Genomic DNA, 16,057 nt, shown 5'->3' with positions numbered 1-16,057 from the left:
CGCACCCTCACGGTCCCCCGCGACCCCTTTGTCCCTTATGGGCGTTGTGTCGCCCGCAGGGAGCCGGGTGCGACCGCCGTTCGCGGAGCGGCACGCGACCGCCGTGACCACCGCCGCGGCCCGGCCCGCCCGCTGTGACGCGCCTGTGACAGTCGGCGGACAGCGTCATGAACTGCCCTCGGCAAGCTTTTGTCCCGCAGCGAACGACCGGGGAACGCCGACCGAGGGGGGCGCGAGATGAACACGCCGCAGAGCACAGCTTCGAGCGCGGTGGTCACGCGTCTGCACGATGCCCTCGGACGGGGCGGCCCCGGGCACGAGAAGTCCGGTGCCGTGAGCGGGCGGGGGTGCGCTCGCGGCGCCGGGCGTCAGCACACCGGTTACATGACGGTGGTCGACGCGCGGGGGGAGACGCGCGGCGCAGGCCAGGGGGCGCCCGCGGGGGAGCGGAAGCCCACGGCCGAGGCGGAGGCCGCCTTCACGGCCTACGTCCAGGAGCGCCGCGCCTCCCTGTACGCCACCGCGTACCACCTGACGGGGGACCGCTTCGAGGCGGAGGACCTGCTCCAGAGCGCCCTGTTCTCGACGTACCGTGCCTGGGACCGGATCAGCGACAAGGCCGCCGTCGGCGGCTATCTGCGCCGCACCATGACCAATCTGCACATCAGCGCCTGGCGCAGGCGCAAGCTCAGCGAGTACCCGACCGAGGAACTGCCGGAGACCGTCGGCGACACGGACGCGATGCGCGGCACGGAACTGCGCACCGTCCTGTGGCAGGCGCTGGCCCGGCTCCCCGAACTCCAGCGGACCATGCTCGTCCTCCGCTACTACGAGGGCCGTACCGACCCGGAGATCGCGGACATCCTCGACATCAGCGTGGGCACGGTGAAGTCCAGCATCTGGCGCTCGCTGCGCCGGCTGCGGGACGACGAGAGCCTCAGCCTCGGCCGCGACCAGGAGGAGTCCTTCGGCGAACTCGTCGCCTGAGGGACGGCCACCGCCCCGGGGGGGAGTGGTGGCCGAACCCGTCGCACCTGGGGGGGAGCGACGGGAGCACGGGGGAGGAACCGCCGCCCCGGGGGGAGCGGCGGCAGCACGGGGGAGACGCCGCCCCGGGGGGAGCGGCGCGTAGGGGGAGGTACGAGGAGGACCCGGACGGCTGGGGGGCCGTCCGGGTCCCTTCGTGTGTACGGGGGCGGGTCGCGGGGCGCGGCCGCGGCGGGGCTCCTGTCGGGCCGCGCGCCCCGCCCCCGTCAGGCCGCGCGCTGGGCGGGGGCGGCGGGGGCGCAGCGTCCCGCCGCCGCGGCGGCGACCCTGCCGTACGCCTCGTCGCGCCCGCAGGGATGGGCGCCGAGCCCGCTCTGGCGTGCCACGATCGAACGCTCCGCGCGCATCAGGCGCCAGCCGCGGCGCAGCAGGAACGGCAGCGACTTCCGGCCCTCCCGCAGATCGCGGAGCAGCCGCCTGCGGAAGGTGGTCGAGGGCCGCCCGCGCAGGCAGATCGCGTCCGCGAGCACCCCGAGCGCGCGGCACTGCGCGACGATGTCCGCCGCGAACACGCCCTCGGCGACGAACAGCGGCATCCGCTCGATGTCCATCGTGTCCTCGCCGGTCCTCGCGCTGCGCGCGATGTCGTACACCGGCAGTCTCGCGCGGCCCTGGCGGCACAGGTCGCGGACCGCGGCGACGGCCGCCGCCGCGTCCCACGAGTCGGGCGAGTCCCAGTCGATGTCGTCGGTGCCGGGGACCCGGGGCAGCGTGGGGTCGTCGCCCTCCTTGTAGAAGTGGTCGAGACACAGGACGGGCAGCCCGCTGCGGGCCGCGAAGGACGACTTGCCCGAGCCGGATGGCCCGCACAGCAGCACGACGCGTGCCGGTATCGGGGGGTGCAGGGGATGCTGTGTCACGAGATATCAGTGTGCGGCATCGCCGGCCGGGCTCCGAGACCGCGGGTCGACTTTGATGCGGAGCGGCCCGTTCAACTACCCTTCGTGAGCATTCGATCACCCGACTGGAACAGGTGGCTCCCATGGCCAGAACCGCGCCCCGGCACGCGGCCCCCTCCCACTCGACGGCCCACCGCGCGCTGCGCCGCGCGGGCCTCGCGCTCACGGCCGCCGGTCTCACGCTCGGCGCGGGCGCCACCGCGGCCTCGGCGGCGGAGCGCTCCCCGATGGCGGACGTGCCGGGCCCCGCGCAGGTGCTCGCGGACTCGGCGGCTGCCGTGGTGGCCCCCGTCACCGACCTGAAGCTCGACCCCCTCGCGGGCACGGGCTCCGACCCGCTCGACAACGGCGTCGGCACCCAGATCGCCGACTTCAAGCCCCTCTCCACCGCCGCCCTGACGGCCCCCCTGTCGGGCGGCGCCTCCCTCAGCGACCTCACGGCCCGTACCACCGGGGCGCTGGGCGGCTGAGGGCGCGCGGGAGGCCGGGGCCCGGCCCGTGCTCGGTACACGGGCCAGGCCCGTGCTCAGTAGGAGCCCCCCGAGGTGCCCAGGGCGCCCGTCGGGTGCCAGACCGTCTTCGTCTCAAGGAACGGGGTCAGCCGGGACGTGCCGGGGTCGGCGGTCCAGTCGGCGGCCGGTGCCGGGCGCAGCACGCGCTTGAGGGTGCCGGCCGCGGCGCGCTCCAGGTCCACCGCCAACTCCCCTTCGGCGCCCGCCAGGTCCAGGGCGTTGACGTCCTGGTGCGCGGCGAGCGGGGGGCCGAGTTCCGCCGTACGCCCGGACAGTACGTTGACCACGCCGCCGGGCACGTCCGACGTCGCCAGCACCTCGCTCAGCGACAGCGCGGGCAGCGGGGCCCGCTCCGAGGCCACGACCACCGCCGTGTTGCCGGTCGCCACCACCGGCGCCAGCACCGACACCAGGCCGAGCAGCGACGACTCCTGGGGCGCGAGCACCGCGACCACGCCCGTCGGCTCCGGCGACGAGAGGTTGAAGTAGGGGCCCGCGACCGGGTTGGCGCCGCCCACCACCTGGGCGATCTTGTCGGTCCAGCCCGCGTACCAGACCCAGCGGTCGATCGCCGCGTCCACCTGCGCCGCGGCCCGCTCCGGCGGGACGCCCTCGACCTGGGCGACCTCCCGCGCGAACTGCCCCGCACGCCCCTCAAGCATCTCCGCGACCCGGTACAGCACCTGCCCGCGGTTGTACGCGGTGGCGCCCGACCAGCCGCCGAACGCCTTGCGCGCCGCGACCACCGCGTCCCGCGCGTCCTTGCGCGACGCCCGCGGCACGTTCGCCAGCCAGTCTCCCGCCGAGTCTCCGCCTGCGTGCTGCACCTCGTACACCCGGCCGCTCTCGCTGCGGGGGAACTTGCCCCCGATGTACAGCTTGTAGGTCTTGAGGACGCCGAGGCGCCCGCCCGTGTCAGACATCGAGATACGCCTCCAGCCCGTGCCGCCCGCCCTCGCGGCCGAACCCCGACTCCTTGTAGCCGCCGAACGGCGAGGTGGGATCGAACTTGTTGAACGTGTTCGACCACACCACGCCCGCCCGCAGCCGGTTCGCCACCGCCAGGATGCGCGAGCCCTTCTCCGTCCACACTCCCGCCGACAGCCCGTACGGCGTGTTGTTCGCCTTGGCGACGGCCTCCTCGGGGGTGCGGAAGGTCAGCACCGAGAGCACGGGTCCGAAGACCTCCTCGCGGGCGACCGTGTGCGCCTGGGTGACGTTCGTGAACAGCGTCGGCGCGAACCAGTACCCGGAGGACGGCAGCGCGCACGGCGCCGTCCAGCGCTCCGCGCCCTCCGCCTCGCCGGTCTCGGCGAGCGCGGTGATCCTGGCGAGCTGCTCGGCGGAGTTGATCGCGCCGATGTCGGTGTTCTTGTCCAGCGGATCGCCGAGGCGCAGCGTGCCGAGCCGCCGCTTCAGCGACGCCAGCAGCTCCTCCTCGACCGACTCCTGCACCAGCAGCCGGGAGCCCGCGCAGCAGACCTGGCCCTGGTTGAAGAAGATCCCGGTGACGATGCCCTCGACGGCCTGGTCGACCGGGGCGTCGTCGAAGACGATGTTGGCGCCCTTGCCGCCCAGTTCGAGCGTGAGCTTCTTGTCCGTGCCCGCGACCGCGCGGGCGATCTCGCGGCCCACCGCCGTCGAGCCGGTGAACGCGACCTTGTTCACATCCGGGTGCCCGGCGAGCGCCGCGCCCGCCTCCCCGTAGCCCGGCAGGATGTTCACCACGCCCTTCGGCAGCCCCGCCTGGCGGCAGACGTCCGCGAAGAACAGCGCGGAGAGCGGCGTGGTCTCGGCGGGCTTCAGCACCACCGTGTTGCCGGTGGCGAGCGCGGGGGCGATCTTCCACGCCAGCATCAGCAGCGGAAAGTTCCAGGGGATGATCTGCCCGGCCACGCCCAGCGGCCTCGGCGCGGGGCCGAAGCCCGCGTGCGCCAGCTTGTCGGCCCAGCCCGCGTAGTAGAAGAAGTGCGCGGCGACAAGCGGCAGGTCGGCGTCCCTTGTCTCCCTGATCGGCTTGCCGTTGTCCAGGGTCTCCAGCACCGCCAGCTCGCGCGAGCGCTCCTGGATGATCCGCGCGATACGGAACAGGTACTTGCCGCGCTCCGCGCCGGGCAGCGCCGACCAGGGCCCGAACGCGGCCCGCGCCGCGCGCACCGCGCGGTCCACGTCGGCCTCGCCCGCGCGCGCCACCTCGGACAGCACCTCCTCGGTGGCGGGGCTGACCGTCTTGAACACACGGCCGTCCGCCGCGTCGGTGAACTCTCCGTCGATGAAGAGCCCGTAGGAGGGCGCGATGTCGACGTTGCCGCGGGCCTCGGGCGCGGGCGCGTACTCGAAGAGGGGAGCCATCAGTCCACCGTCACATAGTCGGGGCCGGAGTAGTGGCCGGTGCGCAGCTTCTGCCGCTGCATCAGCAGATCGCCGAGCAGCGAGGACGCGCCGAAGCGGAACCAGTGGTTCGACAGCCAGCCCTCGCCCGCGGTCTCGTTCACCAGGACGAGGAACTTCACCGCGTCCTTGGACGTACGGATGCCGCCGGCCGGCTTCACCCCGACCCGCACCCCGGTCGCCGCGTGGAAGTCGCGCACCGCTTCGAGCAGCACCAGGGTGTTCGCCGGGGTGGCGTTGACGCCGACCTTGCCGGTGGAGGTCTTGATGAAGTCGGCGCCGCCGAGCATGCCGAGCCAGCAGGCGCGGCGGATGTTGTCGTACGTGGACAGCTCGCCGGTCTCGAAGATCACCTTCAGCCGGGCGGCGCCGCCGCACTCCGCGCGCACCGCGCGGATCTGCTCGTACACCGCGAGGAAGTCACCCGCGAGGAAGGCGCCGCGGTCGATCACCATGTCGATCTCGTCGGCGCCCGCGGCCACCGCGTCCCGTACGTCGGCCAGTTTCACGGCGAGCGGGGCGCGCCCCGAGGGGAACGCGGTCGCCACCGAGGCGACCCTGATGCCCGTACCGGCCACGGCCGCGCGGGCCACCGGCACCATGTCCGGGTACACACAGAGCGCGGCGACCCGCGGCGCGGTGCGGTCGGTCGGGTCCGGGTACGCGCCCTTCGCACCGAGCGCCCTGACCTTGCCGGGGGTGTCGGCACCCTCCAGGGTGGTCAGATCGATCATCGAGATGGCGAGGTCGATCGCGAACGCCTTCGCGGTTGTCTTGATCGATCGCGTACCGAGCGCGGCGGCCCGTGCCTCAAGACCGACGGCGTCGACACCGGGCAGCCCGCGCAGAAACCGGCCGAGCGCGGCGGCGGACGCCACCACCTCCCCGAAGGCTTCAGGCGCTACGGGCCTCGGGGGCGGGGCTGCGGTGTCGGCCGGGGCGGCGTCCGGCGTCCTGGTGTCGGGGGGCTCGGGGGGAGGGGTGGAGGGCATGGTCACGAGGGGAGCATATCTACGCGCGTAGCGGAGAACAAGGGTTCCGGCGGCGGGGGCCGGGGGGCTTGCGGAGGTGGTTAAGCGGGGGGCTCGGCGGGTCTCCGGGGGTAGGCCGGTTCGCTGGGGCGGAAGGGGGCTTCGGAGCGGAAGCGGTCCCTGGTGCGGAAGGGGTCCCTGGGGTGGAAGGGGTTTTCTGGTGTGGAGAGGAGTTTGGCGCCGGGGGAGGGCCGTCAGCCGATGGAGAGGAGGACGATCAGCAGGATCAGGCCCGCGAGGGCGGGGGCCAGGAGTTCGAAGGCCCAGCGGACCTCGGGCTCGCCCTGGGCCTCCGGCTGGGAGGCGCGGGACTCGCACAGCTCCCGCAAATCGTCCATGGTGCGGTCGGCGGCGGCACGGGTCGCGTCGTCGCCGGGCAACTGGCGCCCGGGGCGCGCGCCGCGCACATCGGAGGAGACGGCGCCGCCCGAGCGCTGCTGTGCCATGGTCAGCTTCGCCTGCGCCCGGCCCGCCCGCTTGCGGGCCCGTAGCGACACCGGGATCGCCCAGAGCTGGTACTTGGCCCCGGCCTGGTCGAAGACCTCGTTGGAGTACCCGGAGCGCAGCAGGGCGACCGCGGCCCAGGGAAGCGTGATCGTACGGAACGGGTTGCGCACCCGGAGCCGGTCGTCGTTCGCGAACACGGCGGGGCGGAGGCTGAACGACAGCACCAGCGGGACGATCAGCAGCATCGACGCGAGGGAGAGCCAGGGGGCGTGGCCCTCACCCTTGACCAGGGCGTCGATACCGAGCCAGGCGACGAGCGCGAGCACCAGCACGCCGCCCGCGATCCCCGGACCCGACCGGTACACCCGGTCGGGCGACGGCGGCTCGGTGGACGGCTCGGGCGGTGTGGGGTCGGGGGAGGCCATACCCGAATTCTGCCTGACGCTTCGCCGGGACGTTCCCGGGGTGGCGCGGACCCGTTGCCGACGGAGGTGAGGGCTGCCTCGGGGGCTCCGCACCGGGACCCTGCGGTTGGCGGGTTGGCGGGTTGGCGGGTTGGCGGGTTGGCGGGTTGGCGGGTTGGCCGGTTGCCGTTGGTCCGTTCCTGTTGGGCGGCTGGCCCGTGGACTCGTTGGCCCCTGGCCCGGTTGGCTCGTGGACCCGTGGACCTGTCGCGGCGCTTCTCCGATCGGACCGGACCCGACTCCTCCACCGAGCCCGTAGGACGTGGCCGCCCCGGCCGACCCGGCCGCCTCCCGCCGGACCGCACCCCTATCAGACCGAACCCGTATCAGACCGAACCCGTGCCGGGCGCGGCCGTGTGGACCGCGCCCGGCACGGGCCCTTCACTCCCGTGTCTCCTGTCCGTCCACCGGCGCCCCCTGGCTCCTGCCCTTCAGCCACGGGACCTGGTTCTGTTCCTGGACCAGGGCGTCGGCCTCCTCCTCCGTTGCCACCGAGGGCGGGGAGCCGGTCAGGGGCTCGCGGGCCGTTTCCTTCATGACGGCCACCGCGGCCACGCCGACGAGCGCCGCGCCCATGGCGTAGTACGCCGGCATCATGTCGGTGCCCGCGGCGCTGATCAGCGCCGTGATCACGAAGGGGGTCGTGCCGCCGAACAGCGACGCGGAGAGGTTGTAGCCCACCGAGAGCGAGCCGTACCGCACCGGCGTCGGGAACAGCGCGGGCAGCGCGGCGGACATCGCGCCCAGCAGGCATACGAGCGAGAAGCCGAGCATCAGCATCCCGATCGCCACCTGCCACAGGCTGCCCCCCTTGACCAGCAGGAACGCCGGGATCGACAGCACGAAGAAGCCGAGCATGCCGCTCATCAGCAGCGGCTTCCTGCCGACCCGGTCGGAGAGTCTGCCGACCTGGTTGATGACGCACATCAGCACCACCATCGTGCACAGCAGGATCAGCAGCCCGTGGGTGTCGTCGTAGTGCAGCTCGTCCGTGAGATACGTCGGCATGTACGACAGCAGCATGTAGTCCGTGATGTTGTACGCGCCCACCAGGCAGATGCAGAGCACCAGCGTCGGCCAGTACTCCTTGAAGATCCGCTTCAGGTCGCCCTTGGCGGTGGTCTCCACGGCGCTCGCCGCCTCCGAAGCGGCATGGCTCGAACTGTCCTCCAGGTGCTGGAAGGCGGGGGTCTCGTCGAGCCGTAGCCGCAGGTAGAGGCCGACCGCGCCCAGCGGACCCGCGGCGAGGAACGGGATGCGCCAGCCCCAGCCGTCCATCTGCCCGTCGTCGAGGAGCACCGTCAGTATCACGACGAGCCCGGAGGCGCAGACGTACCCGGCGAGCGTGCCGAACTCCAGGAAGCTGCCGAAGAAGCCGCGGCGCTTGTCGGGCGCGTACTCGGCGATGAACGTCGAGGCGCCGCCGTACTCGCCGCCGGTCGAGAAGCCCTGGACGAGCCGGAACAGGATCAGCAGCGCGGGCGACCAGAAGCCGATGGTGCGGTACGCCGGGATCAGGCCGATCGCGAAGGTGCCGATCGCCATCATCATCATGGTGACGGCCAGCACCTTCTTGCGGCCGATCTTGTCGCCGAGCGGCCCGAAGACCATGCCGCCGATCGGTCGCACAAGGAACGACACGGCGAAGGTCGCGAAGGACGACAGCAGCTCCACCGTGTCGTTCCCCGACGGGAAGAACACATGACCGATCGTCACGGCGAGATAGCTGTAGATGCCGAAGTCGAACCACTCCATGGCGTTGCCGAGCGCCGCAGCCTTGACCGCGCGCTTGACCGCCGCCTCGTCCGTCACGGTGATGTCGGTGCGGCGCAGCGGCGGGTGTCTGCGGCGCTCGATCGCCCGGAACAGCAGCCGATGCCGCTTCACCGCCTGCGGGTCGGCGTCGATGTCACGTCCGTTGAGCACCATGGATCGGGCCTCTTCTCTGTCAAACTTCAGAGAATCAGTTGCTCCAAAGATCCGATCGCAAACGAATCCGGATGCGGGGCGAGGGATTACGCCATGGTCATCCGGGTGCCGTTGTACCCGCTCGGACGCGGCCAGTCGGGGGCCGACCGGCCGGGCCCCCGCCGCGCTCGGCCCCCCGAGGCCCCGTCGGACCGTCAGATCGTCAGACCCCGAGATCCTTGATGATCTTCGCGACGTGTCCCGTGGCCTTGACGTTGTACAGCGCCCGCTCGACCTTGCCGTCCTCGTCCACGACCACCGTGGAGCGGATCACCCCGGTCACCGTCTTCCCGTACAGCTTCTTCTCGCCGAAGGCGCCGTAGCGCTCCAGGACCTTCTTGTCGGGGTCGGCCAGCAGGGTGACCCGCAGGTTCTCCTTCTCGCGGAACTTGGCCAGTTTCTCCGGCTTGTCGGGGGAGATCCCGATGACGTCGTAGCCGGCCCCGGCCAGCAGGTCGAGGTTGTCGGTGAAGTCGCACGCCTGCTTGGTGCAGCCAGGGGTGAGGGCGGCCGGGTAGAAGTACACGATCACCTTGCGGCCCCTGCGGTCGCCCAGGGAGACCTCGGTGCCGTCCGCGTCGGGCAGGGTGAAGTCGGGCGCGGTGTCGCCCGTCTCAAGTCGCTCGCTCATGGTGCCTCTCCTGTACGGGGCGGGCGGCGCGGTCCGTACGCTTCCCCCGGGTGCCGCGCTCCGCCCTGGCGGTGAACGGTACGAGCGTAACGAGGCCGCCGTGGCGCCCGGACGGGTGCGGCGGCGGGGAAGCTGACAGACTGTCGCAGAGGACATGACCAGACCACGGAGGCAGTGCGGTGTCGGACGCGGAAGCGGATAGCAGGACCCCTGCTCAGATCGAGGCGGACATCAGGCGCCGACGTGACCGTCTGGCCGAGACGCTGGACGAGATCGGGGTGCGGGTGCACCCGAAGACCATCGCGGACGACGCGAAGGCGAAGGTCGCGTCCACGGTGGACCGCACCCTCGGCCGGGCGTACGTCGGCGTCAACCGCGCCGTCACCGACGTCAGGCGGCAGTTCGTCTCGCCCGAGGGCAAGCCGAGGCTGGAGCGGATCGTGCCGGTGGCGCTCGTGGTCGTGGGCGTGACCGGGCTGCTGACCGTGCAGTCGAGGCGGCGCGGGAAGTGAGGCGCCCCGCGGGCGGCCCGCGGCGCGTGAAGAGGGACCTGGCGGCGGGGCCGCGGGGCGGGGACAGATAGGTTCATGGCGTGAGTGAGAACACCGACGACAAGTTGCCCATCCGGATGCTGCACGACCGGGTGCTGGTCAGGCAGGACTCCGCGGAGGGCGAGCGGCGCTCGGGCGGGGGCATCCTGATCCCCGCCACGGCCGCGGTGGGCCGCAGGCTCGCCTGGGCCGAGGTCGTCGCCGTCGGGCAGAACGTACGCACGGTCGAGCCCGGCGACCGGGTGCTCTACGACCCGGAGGACCGCGCCGAGGTCGAGGTCAGGGGCGTCGGATACGTGCTGATGCGCGAGCGCGACCTGCACGCCGTGGCCGCCGACCGCTTCGAGGGCTCCCACGACTCCACGGGGCTCTACCTCTAGCCCGCCCGGCCCCGGCGCCCGGCCCCGGCGGCCACGAAAGCGCCCCTTCGCCGGGGTCTTCCGCCCGGGTCGCCCGGTGCGTTCACTCCGTGGCGCCGGGCGGGGCGTCCGGTGGCCGCTGGGCGCCGCCCCCGTCGCCGCCGCCTCCGGTGGCCGTGCCCCCGCCCCCGTCGCCCCCGCCGTCGTTGCCGCCGCCCCCGTCGCTTCCGCCCCCGGTGCCGCCGCCGGGGCCCGTACCGCCCGTGTCGCCCCCGCCCGAGCCGCCGCCCGCCGGGTCACGGCCGCCGTCACCGCCGTTGCCTCCCGACGACGCGCCGCCGCCCGACGTGCCCCCGTCGCCCGTACCGCCCGCGTCCGAGGTGCCGCCGCCCCCGTCGCCGCCGTCCTCTCCCGCGGTGTCACCGCCGCCGCCGTCCTCGCCGCCGTCCGCCTCGTCCTCGTCGCCCCCGTCGCCCTCGTCCTCTTCGTCCTCGTCGCCGGGCCGGCGCTCCGCGCCCTTCTGGAGTTCCAGGTCGAAGTCGTGGGAGGGGACGCCCTTCAGGACCGAGGAGGAGAAGGAGGCCCAGATCTCGGCCGGGGGGCCGCCGCCGTTGATACGGGCCTGGCCGAGCGCGCCGTACAGCGAGCGGTGGGCGCCGGTGTCCGGGTTCTGGCCCATCACCGAGACCACCGTCGCCAGGTCGGGCGTGTATCCGGCGAACCACGCCGCCTGGTCGTCCTCCGCCGTGCCCGTCTTGCCCGCCGCGGGGCGGCCGACCGCGCGCGCCGCCTGGCCCGTGCCGCCGTTCACCACGCCCTTCAGCACCTCCGTGGTGGTGTCGGCGGCCTTCCTGCCCACCGCCTGGGTGACCGTGCGCTTCGGCAGCGCGATCTCCTTGCCGTCCCTGGTCACCTTGCTGACCAGCCGGTACGGGATGTGCCTGCCGTGGTTGGCCAGCGTCGCGTACGCCTCCGCCATGTCGAGCACGCTCGCGGTGGCGGTGCCCAGCGCGATGGCGGGGCCCGTCGGCATGTCCCTGGTGTGCTCGGGGATGCCGAGCCGTACCGCCGTCTGTCTGACCTTCGCGGGGCCGACGTCGACGGCCATCTGTGCGAACACCGCGTTCACCGAGCGGTCCATGGCCTTGCGTACCGTGATCGATCTGTAGGACTTGTCGTCCTCGTTCTCCGGTGCGTACCTGGGGCCCTTCCAGCCGCGCACCGGGCGCCTGTTGCCGCCGTCGTACTTGGTGTTCGGGGTGATGGTCCTGCCGTCCTGGGTGACGGAGCCGTTCTCCACGGCCGCCGCGAACACGAACGGCTTGAACGCCGAGCCCACCTGGTAGTCCCGCCGGGTGGCGTTGTTCACGTACTGCTTGGTGAAGTCGAGGCCCCCGTACAGCGCCACCACGTCCCCGGTCCCCGGGTCGATGGCCGCGCCGCCCGCGCGCACCGTGCGGTCCACCGGGCGGCCCTTCTTGTCGAGGTCGGAGAGCAGCTTCTCGTCGACGGCCTTCTCGAACGCGTCCTGGCGCGGCTTCTTCAGGGTCGTGGTGATCCGGTAGCCGTGCGTGGAGCCCTTGATGACGCCGTTCGCGGTCAGGTAGTCGCGCACGGCCTGCACCAGATAGCCGCGCTGCCCCGTGAGGCCGCTCGCCGGAGCGTGCCCCCTGATCGGCACCGGGAACTTCGCGGCCTTCCGCGCCGCCTGGGTCATCCAGTGCTCCTTGACCATGCCGTTCAGCACGTACCGCCAGCGCCGCTCGGCGCGCGGCCTGTTCTCCGGGTGCGCCACGACGTCGTACGCGCTCGGCGCGTTCAGCAGCGCCGCGAGGTAGGCGCCCTGCTCCGTCGTCAGGTCCTCCACGTCGACGCCGTAGTACGCCTGCGCCGCGGCCTGCACGCCGTACGCGTTGCGCCCGAAGTAACTGGTGTTCAGATAGCCCTGGAGGATGTGGTCCTTGCTCTGCTCCTGGTCGAGCTTGAGCGCGATGAAGAACTCCTTCGCCTTCCTGGTGACCGTCTGCTCCTGGCCCAGGTAGTAGTTCTTCACGTACTGCTGGGTGATCGTCGAGCCGGACTGCCTGCCCTTGCCCGTGGCCGTGTTCCACGCGGCGCGCACCATCGCCTGCGGGTCCACCGCCGACTCGGAGTAGAAGTCGCGGTCCTCGGCCGCGAGCGCCGCGCGCCGCACCCGCTGCGGAATCCGGGAGAGCTTCACGTTCTCCCTGTTGACGTCGCCGTCCCTGGCGAGCTGGGAGCCGTCCGCGTACAGCAGCACCGTGCTCTGTGCGAGCGCCGCCTTCTTCGCCGGGGGGATGTCCACCAGCCAGTAGCCGAGCGCGAAGCCGCCGACGACCAGCACCAGCACCCCGAGCCCCGTGCCGAGCACCAGCCGCCAGGTCGGCAGCGCGCGCCGCCAGCCCCTGCGCCGGAGCCTGCGCCGCCGCACCCCCGGCGGCTCGTCCCAGCCCCGCGCCCCCGCGGGCGCGCCGGGGCGCGCAGGCCGCCCCCGGCCTCCCCCGCGGGCGGCCCCCTCGTCGTCTCGCGGCTCGTCGGTCATCGCTCGCCAACTCCCGGGTCGCCTAGGAAGCAATGTGATCGCTTTCGCGTACTTTCGCACCGACTCGTGCGGGGGGCCGGGTGGCACGCCCCGAAAAGCCGTGGCACACCGCGCCGGGGGCCCCTAAGCTCCTGCGCTTGGCCCAGAGCGCGGCCGGGCCGCACGCCCGCCGCGCCGGGCGCACACGTCGGAGCGGAAGGCGACCGGCGACACCGGGCGGAGGCGGCATGGCGGGGACGGTCCACGGCGACCACGGTGGGGGGACACGGGTGATGAGGCCGTGACCGCGGTGCGGGCGGCGCGCGGGATGCGCGCGGCCCCGCCGCTGCGGCTGTACGCCCTCGTCGCCGTGAACGGCTTCAGGCGGTACGCCACCTACCGGACGGCCACCCTGGCCGGGGTCTTCACCAACAGCGTCTTCGGCGTCATCCTCGCGTACACCTATCTCGCGCTCTGGCACGAGCGGCCCGGGCTCGGCGGCTACGACGAGGCGCAGGCCCTCACCTTTGTCTGGCTCGGGCAGGGCCTGCACGCGGTGGTCGCGCTGATGGGCGGCGGCTTCGAGGACGAGATGATCGAGCGCGTCCGCGACGGGAACATCGCCATCGACCTCTACCGGCCCGCCGACCTCCAGACCTGGTGGCTCGCGGGCGACCTGGGGCGCGCCGCCTTCCACCTGCTGGGCCGCGGCCTGCTGCCGATGGCGGTCGGCGGCCTGCTCTTCCCCCTCGCCTGGCCGCCCGACGTGCTGACCTGGCTCGCCTTCCTCGGCGCCGTCCTGCTGGCCGCCGTGGTCAGCTTCGCGCTGCGCTACCTCGTCGCGCTGTCCGCGTTCTGGCTGCTCGACGGGGCGGGCGCGGCGCAGATCTCCTGGCTCGCCGGGATGTTCTTCTCCGGGATGCTGCTGCCGCTGAACGTGTTCCCCGGCACCCTCGGCGACGTGGCGCGCGCACTGCCCTGGTCGGCACAGCTCCAGGTGCCCGCCGACGTGTTCCTCGGCAGGCACACGGGCACGGGGCTCTGGGCGGCGTACGGCTTCGCGGCCGGCTGGGCGGCGGTGCTGCTGCTCGCCGGGCGCCTCGTGCAGTCCCTCGCGACCCGTCGGGTGGTGGTCCAGGGTGGCTGAGACGGGCGCCGCCGAGGCGCCGTACGGACCGCCGCCCCACGCCTGGCGCGGGGAGGACGCCGAGGGCGGGCTGTGGCGGCTGCGGCACGGGCTCGCCGCCTACCGGATGATCGCGGCGATGTGGATGCGCTCCACGATGGCCTACCCGGCGTCGTTCCTGATGACCGCCGTCGGCAACCTGGTCGCGACCGCGTTCGACTTCGTGGTGATCCTGCTGATGTTCTCGCAGGTCGACAGGCTCGGCGGCTACGGGCTCGCCGAGATCGCCCTGCTGTACGGCACGTCGGGCACCGCCTTCGGCCTCGCCGACCTGCTGATGGGCTCCATGGAGCGGCTCGGCAGACGGGTGCGGGACGGCACCTTCGACACCCTCCTCGTACGTCCCGTGCCGGTGCTCGCCCAGGTCGCCGCCGACCGGTTCGCGCTGCGCAGGCTCGGCAGGGTGCTCCAGGGCGCGGGGGTGCTCGGGTACGCGCTGGCGGCGCTCGACATCCACTGGACGCCCGCGAAGGTCCTGCTGCTGCCGGTGATGCTGGCGAGCGGCGCGGCCATCTTCTGCGCGGTGTTCGTGGCCGGCGCCGCCTTCCAGTTCGTCGCGCAGGACGCCTCCGAGGTGCAGAACGCGGCGACCTACGGCGGCACCACGATGCTCCAGTACCCGCCGTCGGTGTTCGGTGCCGACCTGGTGCGCGGCGTCACCTTCGTGCTCCCGCTCGCCTTCGTGAACTGGCTCCCCGCGCTGTACGTGCTCGGCCGCCCCTACCCGCTCGGCCTGCCGGGGTGGCTCGCCTTCACCCCGCCACTCGTGGCCGGGGCCTGCGGGGCGCTGGCGATGCTGGCGTGGCGGGCGGGGCTCAGGGGGTATCGCAGCACGGGCAGTTGACGCGGTCGCGGGGCGGCCGGGGAGCGGGAGCCGGGGGACGGGAACGGACGTCGGTGAGGGAATCGGGGAAGGAAGGGGCAGCGGGTGACGACGAGCGGTGACTCAGGGGCGCGGGAGACGGGGGAAGCGGGCCCGGCGGCGGGCGCGGGGACCGGCGCGGAGGCGGGGGCGGTGCCGTCGCCCGCCGGGGACGTGGGCGGCGAGGGCTTCATCGCACTCGACTCCGTCGAGAAGGTCTTCAGCGTGCGGCGGCGCAAGGGGCTGCTGCGCCGCGAGCGGGAGCGGGTGCGGGCGGTGGACGGCCTCACGTTCTCCGTGCGGCGCGGCGAGATGGTCGGCTACATCGGGCCGAACGGCGCGGGCAAGTCCACCACGATCAAGATGCTCACCGGCATCCTCACCCCGAGCGGGGGCCGGCTGCGGGTCGCCGGCATCGACCCGTCCCGCGAGCGCACCAGGCTCGCCCGCCGTATCGGCGTCGTCTTCGGGCAGCGCACCACCCTCTGGTGGGACCTGCCGCTGATCGACTCCTACCGGCTGATGCACCGCATGTACCGCATCCCCGACGCCCGCTACCGCGCCAATCTCGACCGCTGCGTCGACCTGCTCCAGCTCGGCGACCTGCTCGACGTGCCGGTACGGCAGCTCTCCCTCGGCCAGCGGATGCGCGGCGACATCGCCGCCGCGCTGCTCCACGACCCCGACGTGCTCTACCTCGACGAGCCCACCATCGGCCTCGACGTGGTGTCCAAGGCCCGGGTCAGGGAGTTCCTGCGCGACCTCAACGCCGAGCACGGCACGACCGTGCTGCTCACCACCCACGACCTCACGGACATCGAGCAACTGTGCAGCCGCGTCATGGTCATCGACCACGGGCGGCTCATGTACGACGGCGCGCTCGCCGGGCTGCACGAGGTCGGCGGGAGCGAGCGGGTGCTCGTGGTCGACTTCGCGCGGGAGCTGCCGCCGGTGCGGACCGCGGGCGCCGCCCGGGTCGTGCGGACCGAGGGGCCAAGGCAGTGGATCGCGTTCCCCGCCACCGAGTCGGCCGCGGCGCTGGTCGCGCAGGTGGCCGCCGAGTATCCGCTGGCCGACCTCTCGGTGCGCGAACCCGACATCGAGACCGTTATCGCGAAGATGTACGCCGAGCGGTCCCCTTCCCCCGCGGCGGCCTCGTAGGCTTTC

General features: G+C 73.0%; 15 protein-coding genes. 7 read left to right on the top strand and 8 right to left on the bottom strand.

The features are described 5' to 3' along the window. Positions 1–237: 237 nt before the first annotated feature. A complete protein-coding gene (locus ACIBIW_RS02785; protein WP_399331173.1) occupies positions 238–987 on the top strand; it encodes a SigE family RNA polymerase sigma factor in 750 nt (249 codons plus the stop codon). Between the two features lie 266 nt (positions 988–1,253). On the opposite strand, the gene ACIBIW_RS02780 is transcribed toward ACIBIW_RS02785, so the two are convergent. Further along, a complete protein-coding gene (locus tag ACIBIW_RS02780) occupies positions 1,254–1,907 on the bottom strand; it encodes an ATP-binding protein (protein ID WP_399331171.1) in 654 nt (217 codons plus the stop codon). A gap of 122 nt (positions 1,908–2,029) precedes the next feature. On the opposite strand from ACIBIW_RS02780, the gene ACIBIW_RS02775 reads away from it, so the two are divergent. Further along, a complete protein-coding gene (locus ACIBIW_RS02775) occupies positions 2,030–2,416 on the top strand; it encodes a hypothetical protein (protein WP_399331169.1) in 387 nt (128 codons plus the stop codon). A gap of 56 nt (positions 2,417–2,472) precedes the next feature. Here the strand turns inward: ACIBIW_RS02775 and ACIBIW_RS02770 are convergent, their stop codons facing one another. The 6 genes from ACIBIW_RS02770 to bcp form a co-directional block, all read right to left on the bottom strand. After that, the gene (locus tag ACIBIW_RS02770; protein WP_399331167.1) at positions 2,473–3,381 is read right to left on the bottom strand and encodes an aldehyde dehydrogenase family protein; all 909 of its coding nucleotides are present in this window, start codon (positions 3,379–3,381) and stop codon (positions 2,473–2,475) included. Then, positions 3,374–4,810, bottom strand: coding sequence for an aldehyde dehydrogenase family protein (locus tag ACIBIW_RS02765; RefSeq protein ID WP_399331165.1), 1,437 nt, complete (start codon positions 4,808–4,810; stop codon positions 3,374–3,376). The genes ACIBIW_RS02770 and ACIBIW_RS02765 overlap by 8 nt, the downstream gene beginning before the upstream one ends. Further along, positions 4,810–5,841, bottom strand: coding sequence for a deoxyribose-phosphate aldolase (deoC, locus tag ACIBIW_RS02760; RefSeq protein WP_399331887.1), 1,032 nt, complete (start codon positions 5,839–5,841; stop codon positions 4,810–4,812). The genes ACIBIW_RS02765 and deoC overlap by 1 nt, the downstream gene beginning before the upstream one ends. Positions 5,842–6,074: 233 nt before the next feature. After that, a complete protein-coding gene (locus ACIBIW_RS02755; RefSeq protein ID WP_399331163.1) occupies positions 6,075–6,752 on the bottom strand; it encodes a PH domain-containing protein in 678 nt (225 codons plus the stop codon). A gap of 420 nt (positions 6,753–7,172) precedes the next feature. Beyond that, positions 7,173–8,720, bottom strand: coding sequence for a glycine betaine/L-proline transporter ProP (proP, locus tag ACIBIW_RS02750; RefSeq protein WP_399331161.1), 1,548 nt, complete (start codon positions 8,718–8,720; stop codon positions 7,173–7,175). Positions 8,721–8,922: 202 nt separating this feature from the next. Further along, positions 8,923–9,390 carry a thioredoxin-dependent thiol peroxidase gene (bcp, locus tag ACIBIW_RS02745; protein WP_399331159.1) on the bottom strand — a complete coding sequence of 156 codons (468 nt, stop codon included), beginning with the start codon at positions 9,388–9,390 and terminating at the stop codon, positions 8,923–8,925. 179 nt (positions 9,391–9,569) lie between these two features. Between bcp and ACIBIW_RS02740 the strand changes: the two genes are divergently transcribed. Together ACIBIW_RS02740 and ACIBIW_RS02735 are read left to right on the top strand one after the other, a co-directional pair. Continuing rightward, complete coding sequence (locus ACIBIW_RS02740) at positions 9,570–9,902, top strand: DUF3618 domain-containing protein (RefSeq protein WP_399331157.1); 333 nt, start codon at positions 9,570–9,572, stop codon at positions 9,900–9,902. Between the two features lie 80 nt (positions 9,903–9,982). After that, entirely contained in the window at positions 9,983–10,321 is a 339-nt protein-coding gene (locus ACIBIW_RS02735) for a GroES family chaperonin (protein WP_399331155.1), read from the top strand. Between the two features lie 82 nt (positions 10,322–10,403). Here the strand turns inward: ACIBIW_RS02735 and ACIBIW_RS02730 are convergent, their stop codons facing one another. Then, positions 10,404–12,863, bottom strand: a complete 2,460-nt coding sequence (locus tag ACIBIW_RS02730; protein WP_399331153.1) for a transglycosylase domain-containing protein — start codon at positions 12,861–12,863, stop codon at positions 10,404–10,406. A 325-nt stretch (positions 12,864–13,188) separates the two neighbouring features. On the opposite strand from ACIBIW_RS02730, the gene ACIBIW_RS02725 reads away from it, so the two are divergent. From ACIBIW_RS02725 to ACIBIW_RS02715, 3 genes are all read left to right on the top strand, one after another. Next, positions 13,189–13,989, top strand: a complete 801-nt coding sequence (locus ACIBIW_RS02725; RefSeq protein WP_399331885.1) for an ABC transporter permease — start codon at positions 13,189–13,191, stop codon at positions 13,987–13,989. Beyond that, entirely contained in the window at positions 13,982–14,872 is an 891-nt protein-coding gene (locus tag ACIBIW_RS02720; protein WP_399331152.1) for an ABC transporter permease, read from the top strand. Before ACIBIW_RS02725 ends, ACIBIW_RS02720 begins: the two co-directional genes overlap by 8 nt. A 171-nt stretch (positions 14,873–15,043) precedes the next feature. Beyond that, positions 15,044–16,051, top strand: a complete 1,008-nt coding sequence (locus ACIBIW_RS02715) for an ATP-binding cassette domain-containing protein (protein WP_399331883.1) — start codon at positions 15,044–15,046, stop codon at positions 16,049–16,051. Positions 16,052–16,057 lie beyond the last annotated feature (6 nt).

The sequence above is a fragment of the Streptomyces sp. NPDC050560 genome (assembly GCF_044457285.1).
Lineage (GTDB): Bacteria > Actinomycetota > Actinomycetes > Streptomycetales > Streptomycetaceae > Streptomyces.
The sequence above is the reverse complement of the archived record's forward strand: the minus strand, read 5'-3'. Positions and strand labels throughout refer to the sequence as shown.

Coding starts and splice junctions, on each gene's coding strand:
- ACIBIW_RS02730 (WP_399331153.1), bottom strand. CDS start 12,863: ATGACCGACGAGCCGCGAGACGACGAGGGGGCCGCCCGCGGGGGAGGC.
- deoC (WP_399331887.1), bottom strand. CDS start 5,841: ATGCCCTCCACCCCTCCCCCCGAGCCCCCCGACACCAGGACGCCGGAC.
- ACIBIW_RS02755 (WP_399331163.1), bottom strand. CDS start 6,752: ATGGCCTCCCCCGACCCCACACCGCCCGAGCCGTCCACCGAGCCGCCG.
- proP (WP_399331161.1), bottom strand. CDS start 8,720: ATGGTGCTCAACGGACGTGACATCGACGCCGACCCGCAGGCGGTGAAG.
- ACIBIW_RS02785 (WP_399331173.1), top strand. CDS start 238: ATGAACACGCCGCAGAGCACAGCTTCGAGCGCGGTGGTCACGCGTCTG.
- ACIBIW_RS02765 (WP_399331165.1), bottom strand. CDS start 4,810: ATGGCTCCCCTCTTCGAGTACGCGCCCGCGCCCGAGGCCCGCGGCAAC.
- ACIBIW_RS02775 (WP_399331169.1), top strand. CDS start 2,030: ATGGCCAGAACCGCGCCCCGGCACGCGGCCCCCTCCCACTCGACGGCC.
- ACIBIW_RS02770 (WP_399331167.1), bottom strand. CDS start 3,381: ATGTCTGACACGGGCGGGCGCCTCGGCGTCCTCAAGACCTACAAGCTG.
- bcp (WP_399331159.1), bottom strand. CDS start 9,390: ATGAGCGAGCGACTTGAGACGGGCGACACCGCGCCCGACTTCACCCTG.